Origin of the sequence: Sphingomonas guangdongensis, from assembly GCF_900199185.1 — a bacterium.
Lineage (GTDB): Bacteria > Pseudomonadota > Alphaproteobacteria > Sphingomonadales > Sphingomonadaceae > Sphingomonas > Sphingomonas guangdongensis.
Genome location: NZ_OBMI01000003.1, coordinates 678711 through 699903, shown reverse-complemented (window position 1 = coordinate 699903; position 21193 = coordinate 678711). Strand labels below are relative to the sequence as shown.

27 protein-coding genes are annotated in these 21193 nt (G+C 65.9%); 18 read left to right on the top strand and 9 right to left on the bottom strand.

Annotation, left to right across the window (positions count from 1 at the left end; all coding sequences use genetic code 11):
* Positions 1–80: 80 nt before the first annotated feature.
* The 4 genes from CRO12_RS15560 to CRO12_RS15545 form a co-directional block, all read right to left on the bottom strand.
* The gene (locus CRO12_RS15560) at positions 81–539 is read right to left on the bottom strand and encodes a PIN domain-containing protein (RefSeq protein WP_097064861.1); all 459 of its coding nucleotides are present in this window, start codon (positions 537–539) and stop codon (positions 81–83) included.
* Positions 536–769, bottom strand: a complete 234-nt coding sequence (locus CRO12_RS15555) for a type II toxin-antitoxin system Phd/YefM family antitoxin (RefSeq protein WP_097064860.1) — start codon at positions 767–769, stop codon at positions 536–538. Before CRO12_RS15555 ends, CRO12_RS15560 begins: the two co-directional genes overlap by 4 nt.
* Before the next feature lie 59 nt (positions 770–828).
* A complete protein-coding gene (locus CRO12_RS15550; protein WP_097064859.1) occupies positions 829–5046 on the bottom strand; it encodes a strawberry notch-like NTP hydrolase domain-containing protein in 4218 nt (1405 codons plus the stop codon).
* Positions 5047–5114: 68 nt separating this feature from the next.
* Positions 5115–5999, bottom strand: a complete 885-nt coding sequence (locus tag CRO12_RS15545) for a DUF7146 domain-containing protein (RefSeq protein ID WP_097064858.1) — start codon at positions 5997–5999, stop codon at positions 5115–5117.
* A 129-nt stretch (positions 6000–6128) separates the two neighbouring features.
* Between CRO12_RS15545 and CRO12_RS15540 the strand changes: the two genes are divergently transcribed.
* The gene (locus tag CRO12_RS15540) at positions 6129–6743 is read left to right on the top strand and encodes a lytic transglycosylase domain-containing protein (protein WP_097064857.1); all 615 of its coding nucleotides are present in this window, start codon (positions 6129–6131) and stop codon (positions 6741–6743) included.
* Positions 6744–6771: 28 nt separating this feature from the next.
* On the opposite strand, the gene CRO12_RS15535 is transcribed toward CRO12_RS15540, so the two are convergent.
* Positions 6772–6954, bottom strand: coding sequence for a hypothetical protein (locus CRO12_RS15535; RefSeq protein ID WP_097064856.1), 183 nt, complete (start codon positions 6952–6954; stop codon positions 6772–6774).
* A 71-nt stretch (positions 6955–7025) separates the two neighbouring features.
* Here CRO12_RS15535 and CRO12_RS15530 point away from each other — a divergent pair, with 71 nt between their 5' ends.
* From CRO12_RS15530 to CRO12_RS15515, 4 genes are all read left to right on the top strand, one after another.
* Positions 7026–7679, top strand: coding sequence for a S24 family peptidase (locus CRO12_RS15530; RefSeq protein WP_272695614.1), 654 nt, complete (start codon positions 7026–7028; stop codon positions 7677–7679).
* 28 nt (positions 7680–7707) lie between these two features.
* Positions 7708–8106 (top strand): HIRAN domain-containing protein, encoded by a 399-nt coding sequence (locus CRO12_RS15525; RefSeq protein WP_097064855.1) that lies wholly within the window; start codon positions 7708–7710, stop codon positions 8104–8106.
* A complete protein-coding gene (locus tag CRO12_RS15520) occupies positions 8099–8362 on the top strand; it encodes a hypothetical protein (RefSeq protein WP_097064854.1) in 264 nt (87 codons plus the stop codon). Before CRO12_RS15525 ends, CRO12_RS15520 begins: the two co-directional genes overlap by 8 nt.
* A 149-nt stretch (positions 8363–8511) precedes the next feature.
* Entirely contained in the window at positions 8512–9165 is a 654-nt protein-coding gene (locus CRO12_RS15515; protein ID WP_056432838.1) for a recombinase family protein, read from the top strand.
* Between the two features lie 261 nt (positions 9166–9426).
* Here the strand turns inward: CRO12_RS15515 and CRO12_RS15510 are convergent, their stop codons facing one another.
* From CRO12_RS15510 to CRO12_RS15500, 3 genes are all read right to left on the bottom strand, one after another.
* Entirely contained in the window at positions 9427–9930 is a 504-nt protein-coding gene (locus CRO12_RS15510; RefSeq protein ID WP_018251190.1) for a DsrE family protein, read from the bottom strand.
* 70 nt (positions 9931–10000) lie between these two features.
* On the bottom strand, positions 10001–10411 hold the full coding sequence (locus tag CRO12_RS15505; RefSeq protein ID WP_018251191.1) for an ArsR/SmtB family transcription factor: 411 nt from the start codon (positions 10409–10411) through the stop codon (positions 10001–10003).
* Positions 10408–11031: a peroxiredoxin gene (locus tag CRO12_RS15500; RefSeq protein WP_018251192.1), complete on the bottom strand. Its 624-nt coding sequence runs from the start codon at positions 11029–11031 to the stop codon at positions 10408–10410. Before CRO12_RS15500 ends, CRO12_RS15505 begins: the two co-directional genes overlap by 4 nt.
* A 96-nt stretch (positions 11032–11127) precedes the next feature.
* Between CRO12_RS15500 and CRO12_RS15495 the strand changes: the two genes are divergently transcribed.
* From CRO12_RS15495 to CRO12_RS15440, 12 genes are all read left to right on the top strand, one after another.
* Positions 11128–12033 (top strand): MBL fold metallo-hydrolase, encoded by a 906-nt coding sequence (locus tag CRO12_RS15495; protein WP_193568886.1) that lies wholly within the window; start codon positions 11128–11130, stop codon positions 12031–12033.
* Complete coding sequence (locus CRO12_RS15490) at positions 12033–12470, top strand: YeeE/YedE family protein (RefSeq protein WP_170172224.1); 438 nt, start codon at positions 12033–12035, stop codon at positions 12468–12470. The genes CRO12_RS15495 and CRO12_RS15490 overlap by 1 nt, the downstream gene beginning before the upstream one ends.
* A complete protein-coding gene (locus tag CRO12_RS15485) occupies positions 12470–12895 on the top strand; it encodes a DUF6691 family protein (protein ID WP_018251195.1) in 426 nt (141 codons plus the stop codon). Before CRO12_RS15490 ends, CRO12_RS15485 begins: the two co-directional genes overlap by 1 nt.
* 18 nt (positions 12896–12913) lie before the next feature.
* Positions 12914–13348: a protein tyrosine phosphatase family protein gene (locus tag CRO12_RS15480; RefSeq protein ID WP_018251196.1), complete on the top strand. Its 435-nt coding sequence runs from the start codon at positions 12914–12916 to the stop codon at positions 13346–13348.
* A complete protein-coding gene (locus CRO12_RS15475) occupies positions 13345–14577 on the top strand; it encodes an NAD(P)/FAD-dependent oxidoreductase (RefSeq protein WP_018251197.1) in 1233 nt (410 codons plus the stop codon). The genes CRO12_RS15480 and CRO12_RS15475 overlap by 4 nt, the downstream gene beginning before the upstream one ends.
* Entirely contained in the window at positions 14574–15356 is a 783-nt protein-coding gene (locus tag CRO12_RS15470) for a sulfite exporter TauE/SafE family protein (protein WP_018251198.1), read from the top strand. The genes CRO12_RS15475 and CRO12_RS15470 overlap by 4 nt, the downstream gene beginning before the upstream one ends.
* A complete protein-coding gene (locus CRO12_RS15465) occupies positions 15356–16165 on the top strand; it encodes a TlpA family protein disulfide reductase (RefSeq protein WP_018251199.1) in 810 nt (269 codons plus the stop codon). The genes CRO12_RS15470 and CRO12_RS15465 overlap by 1 nt, the downstream gene beginning before the upstream one ends.
* Positions 16162–16788 carry a DsbA family protein gene (locus CRO12_RS15460; protein WP_056432835.1) on the top strand — a complete coding sequence of 209 codons (627 nt, stop codon included), beginning with the start codon at positions 16162–16164 and terminating at the stop codon, positions 16786–16788. The genes CRO12_RS15465 and CRO12_RS15460 overlap by 4 nt, the downstream gene beginning before the upstream one ends.
* 2 nt (positions 16789–16790) lie before the next feature.
* Positions 16791–17432, top strand: a complete 642-nt coding sequence (locus CRO12_RS15455) for a DsbA family protein (protein WP_026189135.1) — start codon at positions 16791–16793, stop codon at positions 17430–17432.
* A 21-nt stretch (positions 17433–17453) separates the two neighbouring features.
* Entirely contained in the window at positions 17454–18341 is an 888-nt protein-coding gene (locus tag CRO12_RS15450) for an MBL fold metallo-hydrolase (protein ID WP_018251202.1), read from the top strand.
* Positions 18338–19294 (top strand): c-type cytochrome, encoded by a 957-nt coding sequence (locus tag CRO12_RS15445; RefSeq protein ID WP_018251203.1) that lies wholly within the window; start codon positions 18338–18340, stop codon positions 19292–19294. The genes CRO12_RS15450 and CRO12_RS15445 overlap by 4 nt, the downstream gene beginning before the upstream one ends.
* A gap of 159 nt (positions 19295–19453) precedes the next feature.
* Positions 19454–19906 carry a hypothetical protein gene (locus CRO12_RS15440; protein ID WP_043060763.1) on the top strand — a complete coding sequence of 151 codons (453 nt, stop codon included), beginning with the start codon at positions 19454–19456 and terminating at the stop codon, positions 19904–19906.
* Positions 19907–19946: 40 nt separating this feature from the next.
* On the opposite strand, the gene CRO12_RS15435 is transcribed toward CRO12_RS15440, so the two are convergent.
* The gene (locus CRO12_RS15435; protein ID WP_101750172.1) at positions 19947–20351 is read right to left on the bottom strand and encodes a MerR family DNA-binding protein; all 405 of its coding nucleotides are present in this window, start codon (positions 20349–20351) and stop codon (positions 19947–19949) included.
* Between the two features lie 72 nt (positions 20352–20423).
* Here CRO12_RS15435 and CRO12_RS15430 point away from each other — a divergent pair, with 72 nt between their 5' ends.
* Positions 20424–21191, top strand: coding sequence for a glutaredoxin family protein (locus tag CRO12_RS15430; protein ID WP_017980773.1), 768 nt, complete (start codon positions 20424–20426; stop codon positions 21189–21191).
* The last annotated feature ends 2 nt before the right edge of the window (positions 21192–21193 follow it).

Here is a 21193-nt window from a genome sequence, read left to right as displayed (position 1 = left end):
CCCGCGTGCGCTCACGCCGGCTCGCGCCATCCGACGCGTCCTCCTCTCTCAAACGGTTCGGGGAATGCCCGATCAGGCGATCAGGCGATCAGGCGGCTGAGGCGTTCGTCGAGCGATGCGGCGAAGGGGTTGATCACGACAGTGCCGCGCCACGCGAAGCCGCTCGACATGTCCTCGGAGAGGAGCAGCGCGCATCCTGCCTCGGCGGCGGCGTTGAGGATCAGCGCGTCCCAGAGCTGCAGCTGGTGGGCGCTGGAGAGATCGAGCGCCGAGAGAAAGGCCGAGCTGTTGCTGTCCGCTGTCCCGAATGCTCGGGTCATGCGCAGCACCGTCTCACGCGCTTCCTCGCGGGAGGCACCCGATCGGTTCAGGACAACGTAGAGCTCGCCGAGGACCTGGACCGGGGCGATCAGCGAGGCCCGCCCCCGTAGTTGACTCAGGAGCGCGCGGCTGGCGTCGATCTTTGCCGCATCGTCAGGATGGCGATCGACCCCGGCGATATAGGCCAGGACGTTGGTGTCGAACGCGACACGGCTCACTCGTACAGATCCTCGCGTCGCCAGCCCTGGCCGCTGCGGCGGGGCAGGGCAGAGAGGAAGTCGAGCAAAGCGTCGATCTCGGGGCCTTGCCGCTCGAAATCGTCAACCGGCGTGACCTTGGCGACGGGGCGACCGCGCGAGGTGACGACGAAGCTCTCGCCCTCCTGCACCTCGCGGAGCAGTTCGGAGAAGCGCTGGTTCGCGTCGCTCGCTGTGATCGCCCGCTCCATCACCAATCCTTTCTAGTGGTACCACCTAAATAGAGGATGAGCGTCGTCGTGTCGACTGCTCACTGGCCGATGGACAGGCGCTCGACGACCTCCGCTGCCCGGGTCACGGGGACGAATAATCGGGTCTGATAGCGGATGATCTCGGTGAAGCAGCCGAGCGCCTTGAGTTCGCCGAGGCGGGCAGGATCGAAGCCGGCGAGTTCGAGCCGCCGTTCGCCACCCACCAGCGAGCGCTTCAGCTGGACCGAGAGCGTGCCGGGGATGGCACAGGACCGGCCGGTCTCCAGCACTCCCGACACCAAGGCGGGAACCGGAACGGCGCCGTCGAGGTCGAGACCGAACCGGCGACCCAGCTCAGAGACGGCGGCCGCGGGAACGGGCCTGCCGAGGAACGACCGGCCCTTCTCGTCGACGACCCGCAGCACCTGGACATGGTCATTGGGCAGAGCATCCCAGATCGGCAGGAGCAATCCGGTCGCGAGATGCATCGTCTCGGTGTGGGTTGATGCCGTCGCCTCCTCGACCTCAGCGTTCCATGCTGCGGCGAAGGCCGTGCTGTTGGTGGGGCGCCAGTGTGTTTCCTCGAACTGACCATGGCCGATATGCTCGCGGCGGAGGGGCCGGACCAGCTCGTAGCGCCGGAGCGGCAGCCCGTCCTCGGTGAGAAGGCTCCGGGCATGAAGGCGTACCGCCGCGCGGCCCGAGCGATCGTTGACGAGGAGGCAAGCGCCTTCGCGCCCGGCGAGCCGCAGGACCGCCTTCAGTCGTAGCGGCCGGGGCCGCCGTTCGAGATTGAGGGTGAGGAGATGGCTCGTCGCGCCGCTCGACGGATCGGTCCGCAGGATACGATCATCGCTGACCGTCAGTGTCTCGACGAGGAGCGTCTCGACACCGACATCGAGGGTTCCGGCTTCGCGTGCCGCGGCGACCCGTGCCTCGACGAGCCCGAGATACTCCTCGAAGATTGCATTCTGGAGCGCGATCGGAAAGGCGAGGAGCCGGTTAAGCCAGCGCTGGATCGGCGGCAGATCGTCGCGCAAGCCGCCGCCTTCTGCTTCCAGCGCGAGGCCGGATCGATCCTGGAAGTCCGCGCAGGTGATCGACTGGAGCTTGCCGGCGAACAGCAACCGATACCAATTCGTGAGCGCGTCCTTGGCATAGTCGTTCTCGAGGTTGTCGGCCGGGTTGAAGAGGTTCTGGCCGCCGGTCTGCCGTTGCCCCCGGGTCAGCGCGCCAAGCGCATCCAGCCGCCGCGCGATGGTCGAGATGAACCGGCGTTCGCCGCGCACGTCGGTGGTGACCGGCCGGAACAAGGGGGCGGACGCCTGCGCGCTCCGATGAGTCCGCCCGAGCCCCTGAATGGCCGCATCGGCGCGCCAGCCGGGTTCGAGCAGATAGTGGACACGCCGCGCCTGGTTCTTGGCCTTCAGGCATGCATGATAGCTCCTGCCGGTGCCGCCCGCATCGCTGAAGACAAGCAGCTTCTTGGTGCCGTCCATGAAGGCCTGCGCTTCAGCAAGGTTGCTGCGCGGCGTTCGGCGTTCGAGCCGCTGCTGACCGGCGCGGTCGAGCACGAGCCGGCGGGTGCGGCCGGTCACCTCGGCGACACGGTCCGTGCCGAACCGCTCAAGAATGGCGTCGAGGGCGGTCGCGACCGGCGGCAGCGCACAGAGCTGCTCGACCATGCTGTCGCGGGCCTCGATCGCCGCCCGGCAGTGAACGGGATGGCCCTGGTCATCGACCATGGGTTCGGAGCGGACGTTGCCGTCAGGATCGGTGAAGACCCGCATCTGCCGCGTTGGGAAAGCGCGGACCAGATAGTCGACGACATATTCGCGCGGCGAAAGGTCGATCTCGAGCGTCTCGCGCTCGGCTGGATCGAGGTCGGCGAGCCGGCGGTCGAGCATGGCTTCGGACGTCGAGACGAGCTGCACCACGACCGCGTTCCCGTTCTCGAGATCGGTGGCGATCGCCGACAGCAGGCTCGGCAGCTTGGCCGAGAGCAGCAGCTGGGCGAAGAAGCGCTGCTTGACGCTCTCGAAGCGGGAGAGCGCGGACGACTTGGCATTGGCGTTGAGGGTCGAGCCCGACGCGCTGTCGACCACGCGGGTCGCCTCGAGCGCTGCGCCAAGATTGCGATGGATGATCGCCCAGGCCTCGGCGTAGGCGTCGTAGACGCGGACCTGCTCGGGGGTGAGCGCATGCTCCAGCAGATCATACTCGACACCGGCGAACGAGAGCGCCCGCGCGGTGTAGAGGCCGAGCGCCTTCAGGTCGCGCGCGACGAGCTCCATGGCGGCAATGCCGCCGGCGCGGACACCGGTGATGAACGCCTCGCGGGTGGCAAAGGCGGTGCCGGGGCCCCACAGGCCGAGCCGGCTGGCATAGCTCAGGTTGGCGACGTCCGATGCGCCCGTCGCCGAGACATAGAGGACGCGGGCGCGGGGTAGGCGGTTCTGGAGCCGCAAACCAGCGAGGCCCTGTTCCGAGCCCTTGATGCGACCGCGCGAACCCTCGCCTCCGGCGGCGTTGGCGAGCGCGTGCGCCTCGTCGAACGCGATTACGCCCTCGAAGCTTTCGCCCGCCCAGTCGAGGATCTGCTGGAGACGGGTGACCTCCTCCCGTCCCGAGCGGAGCGTCGGGTAGGTGACGAAGAGGATGCCCTGGTCGAGCGTAATGGGCGTGCCGAGCTTCCACTGCGACAGCGGCTGCACGTCGAGGCTCATGCCGCCGAGCGCGCTCCAGTCGCGCCGCGCGTCCTCGAGCAGTGCCTCGTTCTTGCTGAGCCAGATGTGCCGCCTGGGCCCGCGGGCACTCTGATCGCGGATGATGCCGGCGATCTGCCGGCCCTTGCCGGCACCGGTGCCGTCACCGAGGAAGAAGCCCTGTCGATAGGTGGTCCCGTCCTCCGCTATCTTAAGGTCGGTGCCGGCCTCGTCCGCGACGAAGCGGCCGGGCAGGTCGCGCTCGAAGGCACCGCCGGCATAGACGAGCGTCTCGAGCTGCGCGGCCGATAGGAGGGCCTGTCGCACGACGCTGGAGGGCAGGCGAGGCTGGTAGGCCGGCTTGGGGGCCGCGATTGATCCCATGGCGACGGACTCGACCAAAGGCGTGGGATGCTCTGCGGCCCCTGGCAGCACCAGACGGCTGGGGCGCCATGCCATGTAGATGCCGGCCGGCTCGCCTTCGGGTGCGGGATCATCGAGGGTCACCACCTCGATAGGCTGTTCACCGTCGGGCTCGGCTGCGCCCGGCTGGGGGCGCGGCGCCACCGAGGTTTGTGACGGGCGGCGGAACAGAGACAGCCGCGCGCTCGGAGTACGCGGCAGCGGGTCACTCGGGCCAGCGCGAGCAGGCAGGTGTTGGATAGCGTCCAGCAACGCTGGGAGGCCGGTCATCTCCAGCTCGGCTTGGCCCTTATCTGGAGCCGGAACCTTGTCGAGCACGAGCAGGCGGACGGCGATGCCGGTTCCGTGCTTCACGTACAGGCCGCGGGGCAGGACCGCGTCGAGGCGGATGGTCGCTTCCGATCCAAGCATCTGGCGGTCGAACCAGCTCGGCATGATCGCGACCGCGCGGCCGCCGCTCTTGAGGCGGCGGAGGCTGGCGTGCAGGTGCCGAGCGGCCGCATGCCGGTCGACCGGGCGGCCAATGGAGCGCGCAAAGGGCGGGTTGATCAGGAGAATGTCGGCTTGGACGTCGACCGGCAGCAGATCGTCCAAGAGTTCGCCGTCGTGATCACTGATCCGGGCCTGTGGAAAGGCCAGTTCGAGGCAGTGTCGGCGACCAGAATCGATCTCGTTGAGCACGAGGGCGGCGCCGAGCTTCGCCGCGGGCCAGACGAGCAATCCGGTGCCGGCGGAGGGTTCGAGCACGGTGTCGGAGGAGCGGAGTTGTGCCGCCACGCTCATCGCCCACGCGATCGGGGCAGGGGTGGAGAATTGCTGGAAGGCGAGCTGGTCTTCGGTGCGCACCGTCTGTGTCGGCAGTCGGCGGCCCAGATCGATCAGAGCGTCCAGCGCGACCGACGGGCTGGAAAGGTCCATGCCCGCACCGGCTGACGCCAGCCAGAGCACTTGCGCGAGTTCGAGCGCATCGTAGGCGTGGCGCATCGACCAGCCGCCATCGGCGGCGGAGCGGCCTGTCGCGGAGGCAAGTAGGTCGCGCAGCAGGCGGGCGTCGATCGTCTCGCCGGCCTGGAGGAAGTCGCCAAGGCGATGCGCGACGGCGAGGACGGGATCGGCAGGAGCTTCGAGGCGAAGCGCGGCAGCGGTCATGGCAGAGACTCCGGCCCGGCCGGCTCCAGCGCCGACGTCGGGGCACGAAGTGTCCGATCTCCTCCCCTCTATCGTCCGGTCGTCATCCTGCCCCGTGGAGGTGCGCGCAGGACATCGTTCCAGTCCGCACCGGGCTGGGCCGGGTAGCGGGCCTCGATTTGCCGGTCGGCGAAGCGCTCGCGCGCCACCGTCTCGGCTTGGTGCCCGGCGGCATCATGGTCGAGAAACAGGATGATCTCCGTGACCGACGCGGGAAGGGTGATCCGCTTGAAGCGTTCGGCTCCGAGCGTGGCCCAGCAGGGCACGCCAAAGAGTCGGGAGGCGGAGAGGGCGGTTTCGATACCTTCCGCCAAGCCGAGGCGATTGCTCGCCGACACGAGGCGGACGAGACCGCTGCCGAGTGAACCCAGCGCGGCACGTGCCGGCTGGCGGGAGGAGAGGGATAGTCCATCCCGACTGAGGAACGTCCGGTGCACGGCGACGAGCCCGCTCTCGTCAGTCACTGCCGCGATCATCGCCGGCAGAAACCGTGTGAGCGGCTGCCGCCCTTGCGGTGTGCGCGGATGGAAACGAAGCGCCGAGGTCCCGATGAGCCCGCGTCCCGCCAGATAGCGCGATGCAGGGCTGTCACGGAGCGGGCGTGCCTCGGACCAGAGCCGCTCCACTGCGGGCTTTCGTGTGTCGATTGGCTCGTCGGTGCCAAACACCACGCGCGCACCGCCGGGAAGGCGGAGCGCTGCAATCGCGTCGAGCACATCGCGAGTCTCGCAGCCGGCGAAGCAGTGGAACAGCAGGCGTCTGCGACCCGGGCGGACGCTGAGAGACGGCGTGGTGTCGGAGTGTGCCGGGCACCGACACATGCCGCCTCGGGGCGTCCAATGGCCGCCGAGCGCCTCGACGATGGTGCGGCCGCTGTCGGCACCGCTGGCGAGGTGTGGATTGTGGAAGGTCATGAGGGCTCTCGCTGTCTGTGACGCGCCCCGCGCCGCCGCCTCCGCTCCCTCGGGCTAAGCGCTTTCCTACAGCACCATGTTCGCACTATGTTCTAATCCGAGGAAGAGGAAAATACTTGATGCGAGGCGATGATGATCCGAACCTTTTTCCCCGCGGCGGCAGCGCTGCTGGCCTGGGCCTCACCTGCACTGGCGCAGCAAGCCAACCCGGAACCGAGTTCAGCCGAGGCGAACGATGCTTCAGCTGCCGTCTTCGCGCTGATCGAGCACCGGACGACCGCAGCGCAATGGTCTTCGACCGCGCCAGCCGATCCCAAGGTCATGTCCGTGTCTGCGACGAGAGCCGCGCCACCGAAAGGACGCGACCGATTCCTCGCCTTCATCCGTGCCGCCGAGCTTCGCCACGCGCTGCCGAACGGTTTGCTCGATGCATTGGTCGCGGTGGAATCAGCTTACCAGCCTGGCGTGGTCAGTCGCGCTGGTGCCATGGGATTGGCGCAGCTGATGCCCGCGACCGCACGAGCGCTTGGGGTGCTCGATCCATTGGACGCTCGCATGAACGTCGATGGTGGGGCTCGCTTCTTGAGAGCCATGCTCGACAAGTTCGGGTCGGTGACACTGGCGTTGGCCGCTTACAACGCCGGGCCTGCGGCTGTCATCCGGGCGCGCGGCATTCCCGCCAACAGCGAGACGCCAGCCTATGTGCGCAAGGTCTTGTCGGCTTGGCGAGTGGGGAGCCTCTGACATGCGCGAGTTTTTGGAGCGTCCCGCCTCACGCCCCGTTCTGCAGCAGCCAGGCATGCACATGCGCGTGAACGCGCCGACGTGGCCGGCGGCCGGCCCGCAGGTCGAATACGAACCGAGGATCGTGGACGACGATGCGGCCGAACCGGGTCGGGCTGAGGCCCACCCGTGCCAGAAAAGTCTCGATCCTCGGTAGCAGATCCCCGTCCATGCGTCGCGACTCGCTTTACTCCGTTCCCGTTCTGTTCTATACCGTTGTCCCGGTGCTGTAGGAAATCCCCTATGATGATCGCCACGATCGAACACCCGCGCGAGGCGCTCCAACGGCTCATTGAAGAGCGCAAGGAGGAGTATGCCGCGCTGTCGCGCATGCTCGGCCGCAATCCCGCATACATCCAGCAGTTCATCAAACGAGGTACGCCCAAGCGGCTCGACGAGAAGGACCGTCGCCTTCTTGCCAGCTATTTCGGGGTGAAGGAGACGGTGCTCGGCGGTCCTCAGGAGTGGGAGAAGCCAACGCTGCAGCAGGTGCCGGTGCTCGATGTCTATGCGTCGGCCGGCTACGGGGCTGCCGACTTTGGCGAGGCGCGCCGGACGTCGATCGGCTTCGATCCGCGCTGGCTCCGCGAGCGAACCAAAGGCTCGGCCGATGGCCTGTCGATCATTCAGGTGAAGGGCGATTCGATGGCTCCGACGCTCGCCGATGGTGACGATGTGCTCGTTGATCGCAAGGATGGGGTGAGCCGGCTACGCGACGGCATCTACGTCCTGCGGCTGGACGATAGCCTGATGGTCAAGCGGCTGGCGCGGCAGCCCTCGGGTCGCGGCATCTCGATCAGGAGCGACAATCCCGACTATCCGAGCTGGCAGGACATCAATCCCAGCCGGATCGACATCGTGGGACGGGTGCTATGGTTCGGTCGCACGCTGAGCTGATCGGGACAGCCCGGTCACAGGTGACAGCATGAAGCAGATGAGCCTGCACGTCGTCGGCGCGAACCATCCCAATGCGGATGGCGGCAACCGGCGCTTCGAGATCCTGCTTTGCGGGCCCGGCGAACCGATCGAGCTGGTTCCTGAGCCGAAGAACCCGGCGGACCCGCATGCGATTGCGGTGTTCAGCAGTCGGAATGTCCAGATCGGCTATCTGACCGCGGACCGCGCTCCCTGGATTGGTGGCATGCTGCGCAATGGCCGTCCAGTCGAGGTGATTTTCCAGGCTGCCACGTCAGCCGGTGCCGCCGTTCGGATCGCGTTCGACGGCGATCATCCCGTTCTGCCGCCTGCTCATGCGACTGGTGCCACACCGCCGAATTCGGGGACGGTCGAGTTCTGGCCAGACGAGATCTACCCTGATGACTGATCCCGCTTCTCTCGCCGTCGAGGGCCATAACAAGCTAGGGAACGACGCTCCAAGTGGCCGAGCGGTACAACCGATCCTTGAGGAGGCGTGGGCGATCGCGATCGATCTGCGCCGGGATCTCGGCCTGTCCGAGGCGATCGCCTGGGCAGACGGCTATCTGGAGGAGGTGCGGGAGAAGGAAAGCTCGACCGCCGCCGCGCGCTGGGTGGTCGTGATCAGCGCTTTGGCCGAGTTGGCCCGAGCAAGCGTGCACTGACGATCGCCGATCGAGATAGCAGCCTAGCTCGCTAGGTTCGGCTTGCTTGGCTAAGCTCGGCAGCATCGGCACGATCGGCTCTGAGCTGCCGTCCCACTGCGTAGCTCATCCGGGTATACCCAACAACGCCAAGTAGGAGTGATGAGCAGGTGGCAGGCAGCGAGGTTAGGGCGGCGCGGGTGTATTTGCGGGTAAGCACGGACGAGCAGGACCTGACGCGGCAGGAGAGCATTGTGGCTGGTGCGCGGGCGGCCGGCTTTTATGTCGCGGCCGTATACCGGGAGAAGGCGTCGGGCGCGCGACCGGACCGGCCGGAGCTGCTGCGCATGGTGGCGGACCTGCAGCCGGGCGAGGTGGTGGTGGCCGAGAAGATCGACCGCATCAGCCGCCTGCCTCTGCAGGAAGCGGAACTGCTGGTGGATGCTATCCGGGGCAGGGGGGCTCGGCTGGCGGTGCCGGGCATTGTGGACCTGTCGGACTTGGTAGCTGATAGCGCAGGCGTGGCGCGCATCGTGCTGGAGGCGGTGCAGGACATGCTGCTGCGGGTCGCGCTGCAGACGGCGCGGGATGACTACGAGACCCGGCGCGAGCGGCAACGCGAGGGCATCGAGATTGCCAAGCGGGCGGGGCGGTACACCGGCCGCAAGCCGGACCTCGCCCACCACCGGCGCATCGTAGGTCTGCGCGAGGCGGGCATGAGCATCGCGAAGACCGCGGAGCTCGCCGGGTGCAGCATCGCCCACGTCAAGCGCGTGACCGCGCTCCACCGCTCAAGGGCCGCTCAGCCGCAGAAGACTAGTTGAGTACCGTACATGTTTTACCTGCGGGTCGTGGCAGACCGAACCCCACCGCGGATTGGTCTCCGCGTGGAGCAGCAGAGCGGCATCCTGGGTATCACCGCAGGATAATCGCGCATAGTCGCTTCCAACCTGCCATTCTGACACGGGGTTCCGACACCTGTAGACCCGCGGAAAAGCTGGGGTGCTACGCAGGTGTCACAACCGGACGGTTGTGACACCGGCCGCGTTACGGACTGGAATGATAAAACAGGAAGTTCGGTACGATCAGTCAGGGATCAGCGCCCAACCACGTATCTGCAATGTCGCCATTGTGGTGAGAGCCGAGACATCGACTTCGATAGCCTTATCGACCGTGACCGGAGCGATCCCATTCCCGACTAAAGCCTGGCTGCACACTCGAACGGACACGCCTGCCCGCCTTAGCGCCGCTATCAAGGCAAGATTGGGGTTCGTCGTGGCACCGGTTTTCGTCGCATATGCCTCATCATCGGCAATAATCGGTGTCGCCGGCCCGTGGACGATCACGATCACATCTCCCTGTGCCGGCCGCACGCCGTCCGCCCCGAGCAGGTTCAGGAAGCGTGCGACCTTCTCCAGCGAGGGATTGACCTTGTCGGGAGATGACGCCGCCTTCGTCACACTGAACAGCACACGATATCGCAGCGAGTGGTCCGGCCGCTCAACCGCGCCTTCTACCGGCGTGATCCTGCCATAGCCGGCAATCACGGGTTGTTGCGCGGTGACGCCTGCTGACCCGGCACTGCTCATGACGGCCAAGCATCCTGCAACTGCGATAGCGGGAAGCCGCATCTGGTTTGTCCTTTCGAAACCGGAATGATTATCCGACCCTCGCAAATACGGCTGCGCCTATATTTTGCGGCCGCGTGGCAGCCGACGCCCCGCGCGCTCGCGACGGTCGGGAAGCGGGCGCTGCCTCATGCACGGCTAGATCATCGGCGCCGAATATCGCCTCGAGCGTGCGCACGCACATTGCGGCTGCGTCATCGGCGAGCCGGTAATGGACCTGCTTTGCCTCGCGTCTCGTCTTCACCAGCTCGGCGCGGCGCAGCTCGGCAAGCTGCTGGCTGAGGGCCGGCTGGGTCACGCCGGTCGCAGCCTCTATGTCCGCAACCTGCCGCTCACCGCCCAGCAGATAGGACAGGATCATGAGGCGCTGGGGTTGAGCGAACACGCGCAGCTTTTCGACCGCCGCATCGGCGATCGCGCGGGATTGATGGATCGCCGTCATCGATCGGCCTTCAACTGATGAAACCAGTCGGCACCGGCGCTGCACGGCAAGGCGGGCGGGAGCAGGACGTCGTCACCCGGCTGCCAGTCGGCCGGCGTATAGGCCTGCCCATCGGCCGATCGCTGCAATGCCCTCACCGTGCGGAGCATCTCGTCGACCGATCGCCCGACGTTCATCGGATACCAGTTGAGCGCACGGATGATGCCCTCAGGATCGATGAAATAGGTCGCGCGCACGGCCGAGGCGTCGCCGGCCTGTTCGTCAAGCATGCCATAGGCGTAACCCACCGCCATCGACGGGTCTTCCACGACCGGGAACGGCACCTCTACACCGAAGACATCCTTGATCGCGCGCAACCAGGCGACATGCGAATACAGGCTGTCAACCGACAGCCCGAGCAAGGCGCAGTCGAGCTCCTCGAATTGCGGTGCGGCCTTCGCCAGGGCCACGAACTCGCTGGTGCAGACCGGCGTGAAATCAGCCGGGTGCGAAAAGAACACGACCCAACGACCACGATACTGATCGAGCGACATCGCGCCCTGCGTCGTGCGGGCGGTGAAATTCGGGGCCGCGTCCCCGATGCGCAACGAGCGCGGTACGTCTGCATCCATCGTTTCCATGCTTTTCAGATGGCACGGGCAGCCCGTTGACGCAAGCGGATTACACAACTACATAAACCATGAAATCAATAATTGGAGGCGATCGTGGAATCGGCGTTGAATGAGGCAGTTGCGCAGATTGAACGTGCGAAGGCGGCGGTAGCGCCGGTCGTTCACTCGTTCTTCGACGAGCCGACCAACACCGCGACCTACGTCGTCTGGGACCCCGCCACGCGAAAGGCGGCGATCGTTGACAGTGTCCTGAACTTCGACGCTGCGGCCGGTCGCACCAATACGGCGTCGGCGGATGCGGTAATCGCTTATGTGCGGGAGCACGGCCTTTCGGTCGACTGGCTGCTCGAAACCCATGCTCATGCCGACCACCTGTCTGCGGCGCCCTATCTGCAAAAGGCGCTGGGCGGTCAGCTCGCGATCGGCCGCGACATCATTCGCGTGCAGAACGTCTTCGGCAAGATTTTCAACGCCGGCACCGACTTCGAACGGGACGGCTCCGAGTTCGACCACCTGTTCGACGATGGCGACCGTTTTACGATCGGCGACATCGAGGCCATCGCGCTGCATGTGCCGGGGCACACCCCCGCCGATATGGCCTATGTCATCGGCGACGCAGTCTTCACCGGCGATACCCTGTTCATGCCGGACTACGGCACCGCACGCGCAGACTTCCCCGGTGGTGATGCGCGCCAGCTATTCCGCTCGATCCGTCGACTGATGCAGTTGCCCGACGAGACGCGGCTGTTCCTGTGCCACGACTACAAGGCTGCGGGGCGCGACCGGTATGTCTGGGAGACGACCGTGGGCGCGCAGCGCGTCGGCAACGTCCACGTTCATGAGGGGGTGGACGAAGACAACTTCGTCGCGATGCGCACCAGTCGGGACGCCACCTTGTCGATGCCCAAGCTCATCCTGCCATCGGTGCAGGTCAATATGCGCGGCGGCCATCTGCCGGAGCCGGAAGTCAACGGCACCCGCTACCTCAAGATTCCACTGGATACGCTGTGATGCCCGGATTTCCCCATGCCATGCCGCTTGCCGGCTTCATCGGCGGCCTGATGATCGGGTTCGCTGCGGCGATCATGTTGCTGGGCAACGGCCGCATCGCCGGGGTCAGCGGCATGTTCGCGCGTGTCCTCGCTCTCTCTGAAGGGGGAGCGCCTTGGATGATGGCCTTGCTTTTCACGGCGGGGCTGCCCCTGGGCGCGGCGCTGACCGCAGCCAATGTGAATGTGGAAGCTCGCTTCCCGACGTCGCTCGGGCTGATCGCCGTCGCCGGGCTGATCGTCGGGATCGGGACGCGGCTCGGCGCGGGGTGCACCAGCGGTCACGGCGTCTGCGGCCTGTCGCGCCTGTCGCCGCGGTCCATCGTCGCGACCGGCACGTTCATGGCGACCGGCATCGCCACCGTGACCCTCATGCGTCTCGCGGGAGTGGTATCGTGATGCGCCAGAGCCTTCTTTCGCTCGTCAGCGGCACGCTGTTCGGCGCCGGCCTCGCCGTGTCCGGCATGATCGATCCTGCGCGGGTACGGGCGTTTCTCGACGTCGCCGGTGCCTGGGACCCGACCCTGGCATTCGTCATGGCGGGAGCGATCCTGCCGATGGCGATAGCCTGGCTCATCGTGCGTGGACGCTCTACGCCGATCGTCGCGGAGCAATTCCATACGCCGGCCACGTCGCCGATCGACGCGCGCCTCCTCGGCGGTGCCGCCCTGTTCGGCATAGGCTGGGGCCTTGTCGGCCTGTGCCCCGGCCCCGCCATCGCCGCGCTCGCGATCCAGCCTGCCCCCGCGCTGCTCTTCACCGCTGCAATGGCGCTCGGCGCAGCCATCCACCGCTTCGCACTCATCCCACGCCGTTCGGCGTGACCGGACAGGAGACATTACATGGCCTTCAAGAAGATCACACCGTCCTTCTCGGCTGCTCCCCAGCTCACCCGGGATGATGTCGCTGCCGCCGCACAGGCGGGGTTTCGCTCGATCGTTTCGAGCCGGCCAAATGGCGAGGAGCAGGGACAGCCGAGCGCACACGAGATGGCCCGGATCGCCGAAGAACACGGCCTTGCGTTCGCCCATGTCCCGATCGTGCCGGGCAAGGCGACCGATGCCGATGCGGACCGGATGAAGGAAGCGCTGACTGCGCTGCCGGGACCGACGCTCGGCTTCTGCCGAAGCGGCACGCGGGCGGCTACCCTATGGGCGCTGGCGGAGGCGAGTCATGCCGATCCCGAAACGATCGTCGGTCAGGCCAAGGCAGCCGGGTACGACCTGGCCGATCTGAAGCCGGCGCTCGCTCGCCGGTCCGAAAGAACCGGCAAATGACCTACGACATCGTCATCATCGGAGGCGGAGCTGCGGGCATCGCAACCGCCGCCAGCATCCTGAAACGTAACGCCAAGGTGTCGATCGCGGTCGTCGATGCGGCCCGGGACCATTATTACCAGCCCGGTTGGACGTTAGTCGGGGCAGGCGTTTTCACCCCCGAACAGACCCGCAAGGCCGAAGCCGATGTCATGCCCAAGGGCGTCGAATGGATCCGGCTGCCGGCGATCACCATCGACCCCGAGCGTCAGGCGATCACCCTGGGCGACGGGGATACGATCGCCTATCGTGTCCTGATCGTCGCCCCCGGCCTGCGTTTGGCGTGGGAGAAGATCGCGGGGCTTACCGAAGCGTTGGGCCGCAACGGGGTCACGTCCAACTACCGCTACGATCTGGCGCCCTACACCTACCAGCTTGTCCAGGAATTGCAGCGGGGACGCGCGCTGTTCTCGCAACCGCCGATGCCGATCAAGTGCGCCGGCGCGCCTCAAAAGGCGATGTACCTGTCCTGCGACATCTGGCGCGAACGCGGTGTTCTCCCCGCGATCGACGTCGAATTTCACAACGCCGGTGCGGCGCTGTTCGGCGTCGCGACCTATGTCCCTGCGCTGATGGAATATGTCGAGAAGTATAGGATCAACCTCAAGCTCGAATCCAACCTCGTCGCGGTCGACGCCGATCGGCGTATTGCCACCTTCGAGCGCAAGCAGAACGGTGTCAGCGAGCGGATCGAGCGCGGGTTCGACATGCTCCACGTCGTGCCGCCGCAGGTGTCGCATGACGTCGTTGCCAAAAGTTCGCTCGCGGCGGCAAACGGCTTCGTCGAGGTCGATGAGGCGACGCTGCGCCACAAGCGATACGACAACGTCTTTGCCTTGGGCGATGCTGCGGGGACGAGCAATGCGAAGACGGCTGCGGCAGCCCGCAAGCAGGCACCCGTGGTGGCGGTCAACGCGCTCGCCGCACTCGAAGGCAAGCCTCCTGTTGTCGACTATGACGGCTATGGGTCGTGCCCGCTCACCGTCGAGCGCGGCAAGATCGTCCTCGCCGAGTTCGGCTATGGTGGAAAACTGCTCCCCAGCTTTCCGTCGTGGCTGCTGAACGGCACGCGCCCGACGCGCGCTGCCTGGTTCCTGAAGGAGCGGATGCTGCCCCCGATTTACTGGCAAGGCATGCTGAAAGGCCATGAATGGATGGCGGCTCCGCATAAGATCGGCAAAGCGGCATGACCCTCGAACCGATCCAGTATCTGCTGGGTGCGTTATCCGGCAGCCTGGTGGGCTTTACCCTCGGGCTTGTCGGCGGGGGCGGCTCGATCCTCGCCGTCCCACTCATGGTCTATCTGGTGCGCGTGCCCGACGCCCATCTCGCCATCGGCACGAGCGCGTTCGCCGTCGCGGCTAACGCCGCCACGGGGCTGATCGGCCATGCAAGGGCGCATAACGTCAAATGGCGCTGTGGCGGCATGTATGCGACCGCCGGCGTCATCGGCGCCCTGTTCGGCTCTACCGCGGGCAAGGCCGTCGACGGCGGCAAGCTCCTGTTCCTGTTCGCACTGGTCATGGTCGTCGTCGGCGTCCTGATGCTGCGCGGGCGCGGTGACACGGGCAACCCGGGGGCGGAGTGCAACCGGGAAAAGGCGCCGAAGGTGCTGGGCTACGGCCTCGGCACCGGTCTGTTCTCGGGCTTCTTCGGCATCGGCGGGGGCTTTCTGATCGTCCCCGGCCTGATCGGATCGACGGGCATGCCGATCCTGAACGCCGTCGGCACGTCATTGATCGCCGTCACCGCGTTCGGGCTGACGACGGCCGCCAATTACGCATTTTCGGGTCTGGTGGACTGGCCGCTGGCTTTCGTGTTCATCGCCGGTGGAGTTGTCGGCGGCTTGATCGGCACGCGCATCGCGAAGCGCCTCGGTACGGGCGGCACGCTCACCACGGTCTTCGCCGTCCTGATCTTCGTGGTGGCGGCCTACATGCTCTGGAAAAGCGCGGCCGCGTTTCTCTGATGGCGGGTGCGATTGCCATCGGGCCGCTGATGCTGGCCGTCGATCGCGGGCTTGCCGTGCTGTGCATCGTCGTGTTCCTTGGCCTCACGACACTGGCCGGTCGGTTCCGCTTCCCTCGCGTATCGACGGTCTCCACCAGCGCCATCGTCGCTGGACTGGTCACGGCACGGATCGGTTACGTCGCAGCGCATTGGTCGAGCTACACCGGCGCTCCGCTGTCCATCCTTGCCGTGTGGCAGGGTGGCTTTTCCCCCGTTGCAGGGCTTCTGGGCGCTGCGGCGATGCTGGCGATCCGGCTTGGCCGCTCAAGCGCGCTGGCGGCAGGCTGGGGAGCGTTGGCTGTTGCGGGTGGCCTCTGGTTCTCGCTTCAGGCGCTGATCCCTCCCGTGACCTACGGCCCGTTCCCCTATCATCTCAACCTGACAACCCCGTCCGGCGCGCCGCTTCCACTCGATCGCTTCCGTGGCAGGCCCTTCGTGGTCAACCTGTGGGCGACATGGTGCGGTCCGTGTCGGCGTGAGCTGCCGATGCTCGATGCGGTTGCGTCGCGCCCTGGCGAGGTCCCGATCCTTCTTGCCGATCAGGGCGAGGCGCAAGCGATCGTCAGCGGTTTTCTCGGCCGTGAAAATATCGGAGCGCGCCATGTCGCGCTCGACCCCGATCGTGGCCTTTCTCAAGCCCTGAAGGTGGCGGGGTATCCCGCAACGGCCTTCGTTGCGGGCGACGGCACGATCGTACAGCTCCAGCTCGGTGAATTGTCACGCGCTGCGCTCGCCGATGGAATCGAATTAGCAAGGAAACACCGATGAATCGTCGCAACCTGTTGTCTCGGGGCCTCCTGGCCGCGCTTGCCTTCGCCGCGCCGATCACGCCTCTCATGGCCCAGCAGCCCGATCTGTCGCGCAAGGCGGTCGTTGACGATCCCGTGGCTCCCAAGCGCGCCGGCAGGACCTACGACGTCACGGTTGTCGAGTTTTTCGACTATAACTGCCCCTATTGCCGTCGCATGGAGCCGGTGCTGAACGCCCTGCTTCGCTCCGACCCGAAGGTACGGGTCGTGTACCGGGACTGGCCGATCTTCGGACCTGCCTCGCGTGAGGCGTCACGCGCGGCTGTCGCGAGCCAATGGCAGGGCAGGCATGCCGCCTTTCACGAGGCCCTGATGACCTCGCCGGCGCGGCTCGACAGCGCGGGCGTCAAGGCAGCGGCTGCCAAAGCCAAGGTCGACTGGCCCCGTCTGCAACGCGATTTGAAGAACCGTGGCGCCGAAATCGACGCGCTGCTTACGCGCACCGATAGCATCGCCCAGGCGATCGGTTTCAACGGAACACCAGCGCTGATCGTCGGCTCGCAGGTCGTCGCCGGTGCTGTCGATCTCCCGACGTTGCGTCGTCTCGTCGCGGAAGCGCGCAAAAAACCAGCGGCGCGCTGACCATGCCCGGGCCGCTCAATCGGAGACAGCTTGCCGGCTTGGGCGCGGTGGTCGTGGGTGGTTGGGCAGTCGGGCAGGTTCTACGGCGTACCGCCCCGATCGGGCGCGACGTCGGGCCGACCGCCGACCTGATCCTTGCCGGTAACGGCTCGCCCGAGGACGGACCTGCCGATGCTACGCTCCGGCTTGCCGTGTTCACCGACTATCGTTGCCCGGCCTGCCGTCATGGATTTTCCGCCCTGGAAGAGGCTGTGCAACGCGACGGCAAGGTGCGGGTCATCTACAAGGATTGGCCCATCTTCGGTCCGCCATCCGAACGTGCCGCAAGCGTGGCGCTCGCGTGCGCCGAACAGGGAGTTTACCCGACCGTCCATCGTGCGTTGATGACGGACAGCCGCACGATCGACGACGACGTGTTGCGGGACGTCGTGATGCGCGCTGGCGGCGATTGGCTGCGCGCGATGACCTGGCTTGCCGCCCACGCGGACGCTGTCGCAGCCCGCCTGCGGGCGAACGGACAGGAAGCCTATTCGATCGGACTGGCGGGCACCCCGGGTTATCTTGCCGGTCCCATGCTGGTGATGGGCGCGATCGACGCCAGCGATTTCCAACGGCTGTTCGCGCGTGCGCGGGAAGAAAGCTGACGATGCGAGAGGATACGAAACATGATCGAGTATAATCACAAGGGCATGACGGTTGCGTCGCTCCATGACGAGCGCACCGGCAGCTTCCAGTATGTCGTGGTCGACGAAGCCACGAAGACCGCCGCGATTATCGATCCGGTCCTCGACTTCGATCCCCGTGCCGGTGCGACCGCAACCGACAATGCCGATATGATCCTCGAATATGTCCGCGCCAAGGGACTTACTGTGGAATGGGTGCTCGATACCCATCCCCATGCCGATCACTTCTCGGCCGCGCCGTATCTCGCGGAAAAGACAGGGGGCAAAACCGCGATCGGCACCAAGGTCGTGGAGGTGCAGAAGCTCTGGCAGGACATCTACTGCCTGCCCGACCTGCCCGTCGATGGTAGCCAGTGGGATCGCCTGTTCGCCGATGGCGAGCAGTTCAGGATCGGCTCGCTCGACGCGCACGTCATGCTGTCGCCCGGCCACACGCTCGCCTCGATCACCTACGTCGTCGGCGACGCGGCGTTCGTCCACGACACGCTGATGGTGCCCGACAGCGGCACCAGTCGGGCTGACTTTCCAGGCGGCAACGCGCGCGCGCTGTGGCGCTCGATCCGGGCGATCCTCGAACTGCCGCCCAGCACCGCGACCTATGTCGGCCACGACTACGGCAAGGACGGGCGCGAAGTCTTTGGACGATCGACCGTGGCGGACCAGCGTCGTGACAACATCCATGTGCACAACGGCATCGGTGAGGCCGAGTTCGTCGCCACCCGCGAGAAGCGCGACGCAACCCTGCCGCTGCCGGACCTGATGCTTGCCGCGCTCCAGGTGAACATCCGCGGCGGTCGCCTGCCGGAGCCGGAGGCGTGCGGCACAGCGTTCCTCAAGGTGCCGCTCAACCACTTCGGCGCGGGCAAATGACCGAACCAACGCCGCCAACGCCCGGTGATGATGGCGATGCCCAGCGTATCATCTTCGCCATTACCGCCGCGCTGCTCGTCCTCGTCGTCACCTACAAGGTAGGGCAGTCTGACGCGCCCGTGCAGGCACCCGTCGAGGTAGCAGCGGACGCCGCCTTTTCGCCACCGGCGGAAAGCACCATCCCCGCCGGGCCGGACGGCGACGCGATCCGGCGCGGTCGACTGATCTTCACCGCGAGCGCGGCTCATGCCGGCCAGTACGTCGGCAACGGCCTGACGTGCAGCAACTGTCACCTCGATGCCGGGCGGAAGGCCGATGCGTCCCCGATGTGGGCGGCCTGGGTCAGCTACCCAGCTTATCGCGCGAAGAACGGCCGGGTGAACACGATGGAGGATCGCATCCGCGACTGCTTCCTCTACTCGATGAACGCGCCCGCCTCGAAAGCCGGCGCCCCGCCGCCCTATGGCGACGATATCTACCGCGATCTCCAGAGCTATTTCGCCTGGCTCGCGACCGGCGCGCCATCCGGCAAGCCGCTGCCCGGTCGCGGGTTCATAAAGCTCGCCACAACCCCGATCGGGCACGATCCGGTTCGCGGCGCGATTGTGTTCGCCGGCCAGTGCGCATCATGCCACGGTGCGAACGGCCAAGGGCAGGCGAACCCGGACGGCAGCTATACTATCCCGCCGCTGTGGGGAGCGCGCTCCTACAATTGGGGTGCGGGCATGACCGGGCTGGCGTCGGCTGCCGGGTTCATCAAGGCCAACATGCCTTATGGTGAGGGCAACACGCTGACGGATCAGCAGGCGTGGGATGTCGCCGCCTATGTCGATAGTCGCGAGCGACCCCGCGATCCGCGGCAGACCGGGACTGTCGAGAGCGCACGTAAGCAGTTTCACCCCAAAGGGGACTATTATGGTCAGGAGATTGACGGAAAAATGCTTGGCAGCTGATCGCTCGGCTTCCTAACCAGTGTCACAACCGAACGGTTTTGACACCATTCCTTGAGTAGCCAAGTCAGCTAATCGCTTAGTGACCTAGCCGTAATGGATAAGTTGAGTCACTGCTGTTTTCTGCTTTCGTTCTCCACGATACTGAATCATAGAATTGTTATGCCAATCGCGCGTGAACATCGCTGGCTCTACCCGATTGACTGGCGTGAACTATCTGCCTTCATCCGGTTTGGCCGCGCCAAAGGACGCTGCGAACATTGTCAGCGCCCGCATGGTCGTCATGTGCTGCATCTGGGCGATGGTGTTTGGTGGGATGAGGACATAAGCAGGTGGCGCAACGGGCAGGGCAGGTGCGTTCGCCGCCTGCCGCCGCCCGACGCCCTCTTATGCGCGCAACCTGGCTTCGTCGGCATTGATCCACCTTCACAAGTGCGGATCACGCGCGTGGTTCTTGCTAGCGCGCATCTGAACCATGATCCGAGCGATAACCGACCACGCAACCTCGCTGCACTCTGCCAGCGGTGCCACATGCGCCACGACGCCAGCGAGCATCGCCGACGTCGGTGGATCAACGCCTTCCGTATGCGTGCGATCGGCGATCTATTTGCCTGATCCGAAATCTCCTGCTGACCGCCTGGGAGCTAATCAAAGATCACTCAGTCGGTGAATCGAACGCTGTCAGGATTGGGCACGGCCCTGCCGATCCCGAGCCGCACTCGCTGGCAAGCCGACGCAGCGAAGCACGCGCCTGTTCAAGCTCGGCGATCTTCGCATCCAGCGCCGCCATCTGCTCATGGGCGAGCTGGCGCGCACGCGCGCGATCGTCGGTCGCATCCAGCGCCAGAAGCTCACCGATCTGCTCGAGCGTGAAACCGGCTGCCTGCGCCGAGCGGATGAAGCGAAGGCGGCGGGCGTCATCGGTGCCGTAGCGCCGGATGCCGCCTCCGGCGCCAGCCCCGGTCGGCCGGTCTGGCTCGTCCAGCAAACCGCGACGCTGATAGTAGCGCACCGTTTCGACGCCGACGCCGCCCTCGCGCGCGAGCGCCGCGATCGTCATGCCGGTCATGCCTTGACTCCGTACTATGGTACGGACCCTATATAGGCGGGGCGAGGATATTGGAGAAGCGGCATGGCGAGCGCCCCCGCCAAACAGGCGACGATCTACCGGATGGTGATGCCGGAACATACCTGCCCTTTCGGGCTGAAGGCGAAGGATCTTCTGCGCCGGGAAGGCTATGCGGTCGATGACCATTGGCTGATGACGCGGGAAGAAACCGACGCTTTCAAGGCGAAGCACGGCGTCAAGACGACCCCGCAGATCTTTATCGCCGGGGAGCGGGTCGGCGGCTATGACGATCTGCGCCGCTTCTTCGGCAAGATGGTCCGCGACCCCAAGGCCGTCACCTATCGCCCGGTGATTGCCGTGTTCGCGATGACGGCGCTGATGGCGCTCGCCGCCAGCTATGCGGTACTCGGCACGCCCTTCACGGTGCGGGCGGGTGAATGGTTCATCGCGTTCTCGATGTGCGCTCTGGCGATGCTCAAGCTCCAGAACGTCGAGAGCTTCTCGAGCATGTTCCTCAACTACGATCTGCTCGCGAAGCGCTGGGTGCCCTATTCCTATGTCTATCCCTACGCGGAAGGAGCGGCGGGCGTCCTGATGGCAGCCGGCGCGTTGACCTGGCTGTCGGTGCCCGTCGCGCTCGTTATCGGTACGATCGGCGCGGTGTCGGTGTTCAAGGCCGTCTACATCGACAAGCGTGAGCTGAAATGCGCGTGCGTGGGCGGGGACAGCAACGTGCCGCTCGGCTTCATCTCGCTCACCGAAAACCTGATGATGGTCGCGATGGCGCTGTGGATGATCGCTGCGCCGCCCGTGCTGGCGATGGCGCACTGACG